Origin of the sequence: Pseudomonas rossensis, assembly GCF_039888995.1 — a bacterium.
Taxonomy (GTDB): domain Bacteria; phylum Pseudomonadota; class Gammaproteobacteria; order Pseudomonadales; family Pseudomonadaceae; genus Aquipseudomonas; species Aquipseudomonas rossensis.
On sequence record NZ_JBBWCB010000176.1, the window covers coordinates 1 to 9,659 of the forward strand.

At 62.5% G+C, this 9,659-nt stretch carries 10 protein-coding genes; all 10 read left to right on the forward strand.

Translation table 11 applies throughout. From position 1 onward, the window contains the following. Window positions 1-320 precede the first annotated feature (320 nt). A complete protein-coding gene (locus WLY71_RS27485; RefSeq protein ID WP_347806061.1) occupies window positions 321-1,217 on the forward strand; it encodes a VOC family protein in 897 nt (298 codons plus the stop codon). An 11-nt stretch (window positions 1,218-1,228) separates the two neighbouring features. Then, window positions 1,229-2,110, forward strand: coding sequence for a CoA transferase subunit A (locus WLY71_RS27490; protein WP_347806062.1), 882 nt, complete (start codon window positions 1,229-1,231; stop codon window positions 2,108-2,110). A gap of 12 nt (window positions 2,111-2,122) precedes the next feature. Then, a complete protein-coding gene (locus tag WLY71_RS27495) occupies window positions 2,123-2,911 on the forward strand; it encodes a CoA-transferase subunit beta (protein WP_347806063.1) in 789 nt (262 codons plus the stop codon). Between the two features lie 24 nt (window positions 2,912-2,935). Further along, window positions 2,936-3,808 carry an enoyl-CoA hydratase gene (locus tag WLY71_RS27500; RefSeq protein ID WP_347806064.1) on the forward strand — a complete coding sequence of 291 codons (873 nt, stop codon included), beginning with the start codon at window positions 2,936-2,938 and terminating at the stop codon, window positions 3,806-3,808. A gap of 2 nt (window positions 3,809-3,810) precedes the next feature. Then, a complete protein-coding gene (locus WLY71_RS27505) occupies window positions 3,811-4,878 on the forward strand; it encodes an NAD(P)H-dependent flavin oxidoreductase (RefSeq protein WP_347806065.1) in 1,068 nt (355 codons plus the stop codon). A gap of 11 nt (window positions 4,879-4,889) precedes the next feature. Next, the gene (locus WLY71_RS27510) at window positions 4,890-5,645 is read left to right on the forward strand and encodes an enoyl-CoA hydratase family protein (protein WP_347806066.1); all 756 of its coding nucleotides are present in this window, start codon (window positions 4,890-4,892) and stop codon (window positions 5,643-5,645) included. A 10-nt stretch (window positions 5,646-5,655) separates the two neighbouring features. Continuing rightward, window positions 5,656-6,822 (forward strand): acyl-CoA dehydrogenase family protein, encoded by a 1,167-nt coding sequence (locus WLY71_RS27515; RefSeq protein ID WP_347806067.1) that lies wholly within the window; start codon window positions 5,656-5,658, stop codon window positions 6,820-6,822. Window positions 6,823-6,832: 10 nt separating this feature from the next. After that, on the forward strand, window positions 6,833-7,888 hold the full coding sequence (locus tag WLY71_RS27520) for an acyl-CoA dehydrogenase family protein (RefSeq protein WP_347806068.1): 1,056 nt from the start codon (window positions 6,833-6,835) through the stop codon (window positions 7,886-7,888). Window positions 7,889-7,930: 42 nt separating this feature from the next. Further along, on the forward strand, window positions 7,931-9,079 hold the full coding sequence (locus tag WLY71_RS27525; RefSeq protein WP_347806069.1) for an acetyl-CoA C-acetyltransferase: 1,149 nt from the start codon (window positions 7,931-7,933) through the stop codon (window positions 9,077-9,079). A 26-nt stretch (window positions 9,080-9,105) separates the two neighbouring features. Continuing rightward, window positions 9,106-9,659: SDR family NAD(P)-dependent oxidoreductase (locus WLY71_RS27530; RefSeq protein ID WP_347806070.1), on the forward strand; the 554-nt coding region annotated here is incomplete at its 3' end.

The window sequence follows — 9,659 nt, forward strand, 5'->3', positions numbered from 1 at the left end:
GCGTTCGGCTGCGAAGCAGTCGTAAAACCAGACATTGCGGTGCGTCAGGTAGGCCGTGTCTGCCGGACTCACGACTGCTACGCAGCCGAACGCAGCCTCGCGGGCTCGGCAGCTGCTACATAGAGTGCGTCGCGGCTGAAATTGCTTAACTGACTGGCATTAGCCATCTATGGCCCGTTTTTTTATGCCCGCGCCATTCATTTCCGCTAGTCCCATTGGACGATGTTCCCCCTGCGCAAACCCGCTTGAATAGCCCTACATAAAGTCTCCCCCGGCAGCCGCCGATGGGCGGCTCGGCCTGAAAAACGAGGAGTGCATCCATGGATATCCGTGGTCTGGGTTACGTCACCCTGTTATCCAGCGACCTGGCGCAATGGCGTCAGTACGCAAGCCAGGTGCTGGGCATGATGGTGGCCGGCAGCGATGACGATGAGCGGCTTTACCTGAAAATGGACGAGCGCCACTACCGTATTCTGGTGGAGAAAAGCGCTGAGAACGGCTTCGGTGCGTGCGGCTGGGAAGTGCCTGGCAAAGCGGCGCTTGAACACGCTGTCAGCGTTCTGGAACAAGCCGATGTGCAAGTTACCCGCGGCACCGTGGCCCAGGCCGAGGTTCGCAAGGTCCAGGAGCTGGTGCACTTCAGCGACCCGGATGGTAACCGTCACGAACTGTTCTGGGGACCTCTGAAGGACTTCGCACGCTTCGTCTCGCCGGTCGGGGTCAAGGGTTTCGTCACCAGCGAATTGGGCATGGGCCACGTGGTACTGCCGGCACCGAGCTTCGAGCGTTGCCGGGATTTCTACGAGCAAGTGCTCGGTTTCGGTCTGTCCGACCTGATGAAAGTCCGCTTCACCCCGGACCCGGCCGAGCCGCAAAAACGCATCCATTTTCTGCACTGCAACAACGGCCGCCACCATTCACTGGCGATTTTCGAGTGCCCGATGCCCCACGGCTGCGTGCACATGATGGTCGAGGTCAATGCTCTGGAGGAGGTCGGTCGCGCCCTGGATCGTGTGCAGGCCAACGGCGTGAAGCTCTCGGCCACCCTCGGTCAACACACCAACGATCAGATGATCTCGTTCTACATTAAGACGCCGTCAGGGTTTGACCTGGAATACGGCTGCGATGGCCTGGTGGTCGATTGGGATCGCCACACACCTTTTGAAAGCACAGTGGTCAGCCACTGGGGCCACGACTTCAGTGTCGGTCGCCAATGAGGAAGATGACGATGGACAAGCGAATGACCACGGCCGAGATGGTCGGCCAACTGCGTGACGGCATGACCATCGGCATCGGTGGCTGGGGGCCGCGGCGCAAACCCATGGCGTTGGTGCGGGAGATTTTGCGCTCCGACCTCAAGGACCTCACCGTGGTCGCCTACGGCGGTGCGGATGTCGGCATGCTCTGCGCGGCCGGCAAGATCAGGAAGCTGGTGTTCGCCTTTGTTTCCCTGGATTTCATTCCACTGGAACCGTACTTCCGCAAGGCACGCCAAGAGGCGGCGCTGGAGGTGATGGAAATCGACGAAGGCATGCTCCTGCTCGGTCTGCGGGCCGCAGCGATGAATGTACCGTTTATTCCGACGGCGGTAGGCCTGGGCACCGATGTACTGCGGCACAACCCGCAGATCAAATTGATTGCCTCGCCCTATGCCGACGGCAAGGACTGGGTGGCGATGCCGGCGCTCAAGCTCGATGCGGCGCTGATTCACGTCGACCGTGCCGATGCGCGCGGTGTCTGCCAGATCAGCGGCCCCGATCACTACATGGACGACCTGTTCGTACGTGCCGCGACTCACAGCTACGTGACCTGCGATGAACTGGTGGACAGCGAGTATTTCCACGCCGATGCCGGGCACGCGCATCAGGTGTTCTGGGAACGCAACCTGACCACCGCGGTGGCCCACGTGCCGGGCGGTGCGCATCCGTCTTCCTGCGCGCCGCTGTACGGTTTCGACGTGGCGCACTTCAAGGCTTACAACGCTTCGGCGCAGGCCGTCGATGGCTGGCAGGCCTATGTCCGGGATTACGTCGATTGCACCCACGAACAGTACCTGGACAAGGTCGGCGGCCTGGCTGCCATCCGCCAACTGCCGTTGCCGATTTTTTAAGGGAGCCTTGCGATGAGCACTACCACTTACAGCCTCGCCGAACTGATGATCTGCGCCGCCTCCGAAGCCTGGCGCGACGATGGCGAGGTCCTGGCCAGCGGCATCGGCGTGATCCCGCGCCTGGCCGCCTCATTGAGCATGCTCAGCAGCAATCCGCAGCTGCTGATGACCGACTCCGAAGCCTACATGATCGCCGAACCGGTGCCGCTGGGCGCGCGCAACGGCTATCAACCCAAGCGTGACAGCTGGATGGGTTTCTCGCGAATTTTTGACAACGTGTGGGGCGGCAAGCGCCACGCATTGGTGGGCCCGACCCAGATCGACCGTTTCGGCCAGGCCAACATTTCATGCATTGGCGATTACGCCAAACCCAAGGCGCAAATGCTCGGCGTGCGCGGTTTTCCCGGCAACTCGATCAGCCACGCCAACTCTTTTTGCGTACCCAGCCACAACCGTCGGGTGTTCGTCGAAGGCGAGGTCGATATGGTCGCCTCGGTCGGCTACAACCCGGCGCGTCTGGCGCGCGGCTGGTCGCTGGACGAGATCGATATCCGCCTGATCATCACTGACCTCTGCGTGCTGGATTTCCTCGGCCCGCACCGGCAAATGCGCATTCGCTCGCTGCACCCCGGCGTGACGGTGGCCGAGGTTCAGGACAACACCGGATTTGCTTTGCATGTGCCGCAAGACTGCCCGATCACGGCTGAACCGACCGTCGAGCAATTGCAGCTGATCCAGCGCCTGGACCCGCACAACCTGCGTGCCAGCCAGCTCAAAGACAACCCGCCAGGCCAACGCTGAGCGCCCCCGTTTCGGAGAAAAGTGATGGCTGAACATAACGACAAGAACGAGGCCGACGTGGTGCTTTACGAGGTGCGCGGCGCGGTGGCCCTGGTCACCATGAATCGCCCCGAGTACCACAACGCGCAGAACTCGCAGATGACCTACGCGCTGGACGCGGCGTTTCGCCAGGCCTGCGATGACGATGAGGTGAAAGTCATCGTGCTTCGGGGTGCCGGCAAGCATTTCTCCGCCGGGCATGACATCGGCACGCCGGGTCGCGACGTCGATCAGACCTTCGACCGTGCCAGCCTGTGGTACGACCATGTGAACAAGCCGGGCGGCGAGTTTCTCTACGCCCGAGAGCAGGAAGTCTATCTGGGCATGTGCCGCCGCTGGCGCGAAATGCCCAAGCCAACCATCGCCATGGTCCAGGGGGCGTGCATCGCGGGCGGGCTGATGCTGGCCTGGGTCTGTGACCTGATCGTCGCCAGTGAGGATTCTTACTTCGCGGATCCGGTGGTGCGAATGGGCATTCCCGGGGTCGAGTACTTCGCCCATGTGCATGAGCTGAACCCGCGCATCGCCAAGGAGTTTCTGTTCCTCGGCGAGCGCATGCCGGCGGCACGCGCCTATCAAATGGGCATGCTCAACCGGGTAGTGCCCCGAGATGAACTGGAACAGCAAACCCTCGACATCGCCGGGCGCATTGCGCAGATGCCGCGCCTCGGTCTGCAATTGAGCAAGCAGGCAGTCAACAACGCCGAAGACCTGATGGGCAAGCGCGCGACCATGGACATGGTCTTCGGCCTGCACCACTTCGCCCACGCCCACAATGAACTGGTGTCGGGTGACCGACTCGGCGGATATGACGCCAAGGCCATGGCCCGTTCGCAACGCACCTCGGGCGGGGCGTGAGCATGGCGATCTCTTTGAATACCCGCCTAACCGAATTACTTGGCTGTCGCTATCCGATCATCCAGACCGCGATGGGCTGGGTCGCCGACCCGAAACTGGTGGCGGCCACGGGCAATGCCGGCGGCTTCGGCTTTCTCGCCGGGGCGACCATTGAGCCTCAGCGGATGGAGGCAGCGATCCTCGAAACCCGGCGTCTGACCGATCAGCCTTTCGGCGTCAATTTTCATATGTACCAGGCCAACGCCGCAGAGATCGTCGAGCTGGTGCTGCGCCACAACGTCAGGGCGGTCAGCTACAGCCGCTCGCCCGGCAAGCAAATGATCAGCCGTCTGAAGGATGCCGGCGTGGTGTGCATCCCCACCGTTGGAGCGCTCAAGCACGCGCAGAAAGCCGTGGAAATGGGCGCCGATGCGGTCACCGTACAAGGCGGCGAGGGCGGTGGGCATACCGGCTCAGTGCCGACTTCGTTGCTGCTCGATCAAGTCGTCAACGCAGTCTCGGTGCCCGTGGTGGCCGCCGGTGGTTTCAAGGATGGTAAAGGCCTGGTCTCGGCCCTGGCCTACGGCGCCGAAGGCATCGCCATGGGCACGCGCTTTCTGATGTGCGCCGACAGTCCGGTGCCGCAGGCGACCCTGTCGCGTTACCTCGCGGTCAAGGACCCGGCGGCGATCATCATCAGTCGCGCCATCGACGGTATGCCGCAACGGATGATTCGCAACGAATTGCTCAACCAGCTTGAAGCGAGTGGTGGCCTCAAGCGCTTGTTGCTGGCATTCCAGAGTGGCCTGGCGTACCGCCGCCACAGTGGCATGAGCCTGACGCAACTGCTCGGCAGTGTTTTGAAAATGCGCGGCAGCGGTGAGCTGACTGCCGCGCAAAGCATCATGGCCGCCAACGCGCCGATGGTGATTCAGAAAGCCATGGTCGACGGGTTACCCGCCGAAGGTGTACTGCCCGCCGGCCAGATCGCCGCGTCCATCGACAGCTTGCCCAGCTGCGCCCAATTGATTGAACAGATCGTCCGTGACGCCGAAGCGCGTCTGGGCGAGCTGTGCCGCCGTGTGTCGTGAAGGGGAAAGGCATGAAACCATTTAGCGTCAGCATCAATAACGGCATTGCCGAACTGGTGTTCAACCAGCCACCGGTCAACGCCTTCAATTGCCAGGGCTGGGCCGATATCGCCAGCGAGATAGAAGGCCTCGGTCGCGACGCCAGCGTGCGGGTGATCGTGATTCGGGCCGAAGGTCGCGGATTCTGTGCCGGGGTCGACATCAAGGAACTGGCCGCCGACGGCAACCTGATCGTGGCGGTGAACAAGGGCAACTACGACAGTTTCAAGGCGATCCACCGCAACCCGAAACCGGTCATCGTCGCCGTACACGGCTTCGTCCTCGGCGGCGGCATCGGCATCTGCGGCGCGGCCGACATTCTGGTGGCCTCCGAGTGCGCCAGCTTCGGCGTGCCCGAGGTCGATCGCGGTGCCATGGGTGGCGGCGCGCATTTACAGCGGTTGTTCCCGGTGCAGAAAGTCCGTCACATGTACTTCACCGGCGAGATGATCGACGCCGCCGAGGCCTGGCGCCTGGGTGCGGTAGAGCGTGTGGTCAAGCGCGAGGACTTGCGTGAGGCCGCGTTGCAGATCGCCCGCACCATCGCCGCCAAGAGCCCGGCCATGATCAGCCTCGCCAAAGAAGCGCTGAGCGGTATCGAAGACGGCAATCTGGAAGACAAATATCGCTGGGAGCAGGGCTTCACGCTCGAGGCCTATCGCTCACTGGACTCACAGGAAGCACGCGACTCGTTCGTCGAGAAGCGCGATGCCCACTTCAACGGCTGAAGGCACTCTCATGGACCTGACATACACCCCGGCCCAGCAGGCCTTTCGCGCTGAAGCGCGGACCTGGTTGACGGCCAATGTACCCCGCGAACCGCTGCAATCGTTCGACACCGAGCAAGGCTTTGCCGAGCACCGTGCCTGGGAAAACCGGCTTAACGACGGTCGCTGGGGCATGGTCACCTGGCCGATCGATCTCGGCGGGCGCGGTTGCGACTTGATCGAGTGGTTGATCTTCGAGGAGGAGTACTACCGCTCTGGTGCGCCTGCACGGGTTAACCAGAACGGCATCTTCCTGCTCGGCCCGACGCTGATGGAATATGGCAGCGACGAACAGAAAGCGCGCTTTTTGCCACGCATGGCCACTGGTGAAGACATCTGGGCCCAGGCCTGGTCCGAACCGGGCGCGGGTTCCGACATGGCGGCAATCCGCTCGCGCGCCGAACGGGTGGGCGACCATTACGTTATCAACGGCCAGAAAACCTGGTCGACTCGCGCCGTGTGGGCTGACTGGGTATTCGGCATTTTCCGCACCGACCCTCACTCCCAGCGCCATCAGGGTCTGACGTTTATTCTGCTACCGCTCGACAGCCCGGGGATCACGGTGCGGCCGATTCCTCAGCTCAATGGTTTACCGGGGTTCGCCGAGATTTTCTTCGACGACGTCAAGGTGCCGGTGGAAAACGCGCTGGGCGGCGAAGGCATGGGTTGGCATGTGGCGATGTCCACCGCCGGGTTCGAACGCGGTTTGCTGCTGCGTTCACCCGCACGTTTTCAGGAAACCGCTCGGCGACTGGTGCAGCTGTACCAGGCCAACCGCGAGCAGGCTGACCGTGACCCGGCCATTGGCGAGTCGGTGATGCGCGCCTGGCTGGACGCCGAGGCGTACACCTTGAGCACCTACATGACCGCCTCGAAACTGGTGCAGGGCGGCAAGATCGGGCCGGAGTCTTCGACCAACAAAATCTTCTGGTCGGAACTCGATCAGCGCATGCACGACACCGCCATGAGCATTCTCGGCTTGCGTGGCGAGCTGCTGCCCGAAGCACCTGCTGCGGGCGACGTCGGCCATTGGCTGGAAGGTTTTCTGTTTGCCCAGGCCGGACCGATCTATGCCGGCACCAACGAGATCCAGCGCAACATCATTGCCGAACGCATGCTCGGCATGCCGCGTGCCTGAGGAATAGACCATGGACTTTAGTTTCAGCCGCGACCAGTTGCTGTTCCAGGACAACGTCAGGTGTTTTCTGATCAACGAGGTCACCCCGGAGCGCATTCGCGAACTCTGGCTTTGCGATAGTGGGCGCAGCGATCAGCTCTGGGCCCAATTGGTGGAGTTGGGCCTGACCGCGCTGACCGTTCCCGAAGAGCAAGACGGGATGGGCATGAATGAGCTGGACTTCATTCTGCTCGCTCAGGAATGTGGTTATGCCGGCCTGCCCGAGCCGCTGGTGGAGACGATGCTGATCGGCGTGCCGTTGCTCGCCGCCCTTGATGAAAGCCACGCGGTGCTCAAACAGCACTGGCTGGCGCGCGTCGCGGAAGGCCGCGCACGGTTGGCGATTGCCGAGCCGGGTAACCCGCTGGTCAGCGATGCTCACGTCGCCGATTTGCTGTTGCTGGCTCATGGCGATGAGGTGCACGCGGTCGAACCTGGCGCGGTGCGCCTGACCCGCAATGTGTCGGTCGATCCCAGTCGTCAGCTGTTTCAGGTCGACTGGACGCCAACGTCCGCCACCTGCGTGGCCGCTGGTGAACAGGGCCGGCGCTTGTGGGCCGCCGCGTTTAATCGTGGCGCGCTGGGCTGTGCCGCGCAAATGCTGGGGCTGGCCAAGCGCATGGTCGACCTCGCGGTGGATTACACCTTTGAGCGCAAACAGTTCGGCAAACCGGTGGGTTCGTTTCAGGCGGTCAAGCATTTGATGGCCAACGTCGCGGTGCAGATCGAGTTCGCCAAAGGGCCGCTGTATCGCGCCGCCTATGCACTGGCCGAGCAGCAACCGGGACAGGAAGTGCTGGTGTCCCATGCCAAATTGGCAACTTCGGAAGCCGCCATGCTCGCCGCGAAAAACACCATTCAGGCTCACGGTGCCATGGGTTACACCTGGGAAGTCGACCTGCATTTGTTCATGAAGCGCGCCTGGGCGCTGGACAAGGTCTGGGGTGATCGTGGTCATCACAAAGGGCGGATGTGCGCGGCATTGTTCGACGGCAATCCAGCACTGGGTGCTGGTAACACTTTCTGACGGCGACTGTGCCCGACTTCAACATTTACCCCGAGGTACACCATGCCTGAAGCCTATATTGTCGACGCCCTGCGCACGCCCACCGGGCGACGCAAGGGTGGTTTGAGCCAGATTCACGCAGCCGACCTGGGCGCCCACGTCTTGCGTGCGCTGGTCGAGCGCAACGACATCCCCGATGACGATTACGACGACGTGATCTTCGGCTGTGTCGACACCATTGGCCCGCTGGCCGGGGACATTGCCCGGACCAGTTGGCTGGCTGCCGGCCTGTCGCAGGCGGTACCCGGCACCACCATCGATCGCCAGTGCGGTTCGTCCCAGCAAGCGGTGCACTTTGCCGCCCAAGCGGTGATGAGCGGCACCCAGGATGTGGTCGTCGCCGGCGGCGTGCAAACCATGACCCAGATTCCTATTTCATCAGCCATGATCGCTGCCGAACCGCTGGGCTTCAGTGATCCGTTCAGCGGCTCCGAAGGTTGGGTCCGGCGCTATGGCGCACAACCGCCGACTCAATTCCGTTCGGCGCAGATGATTGCCGAGAAGTGGGGGCTGTCCCGCGAACAACTGGAAGTCTATTCACTGGAGTCCCATCAGCGGGCATTGCGGGCCATCGAGCAAGGGCGGTTCAACCGGGAAATCGTGCCACTGGCCGCAGTTGTGCACGACGAAACGCCGCGCCAGACCAGCCTGGCGAAAATGGCCGAACTGGACGTTCTGTTTGGCTGCGACCGGGTGACCGCGGCAGTGTCCAGCCAGACCTGCGACGCGGCCAGCGCGATGCTGATCGTTTCTGAAACAGCACTCAAACGCTACGGATTGACACCGCGCGCGCGTATCCACCACCTCAGCGTGCGTGCCGAAGACCCGATCTGGATGCTCACCGCACCCATCCCGGCCACCGCTTATGCACTCAAGCGAGCCGGGATGAAGCTGGAAGACATCGACCGGGTGGAGATCAACGAGGCCTTCGCCTCGGTGGCCATGGCCTGGCTCAAGGAGACGGGTTATCCCCATGAACAGACCAACGTCAACGGCGGGGCGATTGCCCTCGGCCATCCGCTGGGTGCCACCGGCACCCGGTTGATGTGCACGCTGTTGCATGAACTGGAGCGCAGCGGGGGACGCTTCGGCTTGCAGACCATGTGCGAAGGCGGCGGCCAGGCCAACGTGACGATTATCGAACGCTTGTAAGCGATGTATTTGAAGGGAGCAGGAACATGAAAATCTGTGAGAACCGCGTGGTGATCATCACCGGTGCCGGCGGTGGTCTGGGCCGGGCTTACGCGCTGGCCTTCGCCGCCGAGGGCGCTAAAGTGGTGGTCAACGATATCAATCGTGAAGCGGCGCTGGCCGTGGTCGGCGAAATTCTCGGGCAGGGTGGAAGCGCCGTGGCCAACAGCAACGACATCACCCGCTACGACGATGCGGCGTTGATCGTGCGCCAGGCCATCGAAACCTTCGGTGGCCTGGACGTGGTGGTCAACAACGCCGGCATCTGTCGCGACCGCATGTTCGCCAGCCTCACCGAAGCCGACTGGGATGCGGTGGTGGCCGTGCACCTCAAAGGCCACTTCTGTATCGCCAGCCACGCCGCGCGTTACTGGCGCGAGCAGGCCAAGGGTGGTGCGCAGTTGAGTGCGCGGATCATCAACACCAGTTCCGGGGCCGGTTTGCAGGGCTCCATCGGTCAGTCCAACTATGCCGCTGCCAAGGCCGGTATCGCTGCGTTAACGCTGGTGCAGGCGGCCGAACTGGGTCGCTATGGCATAAC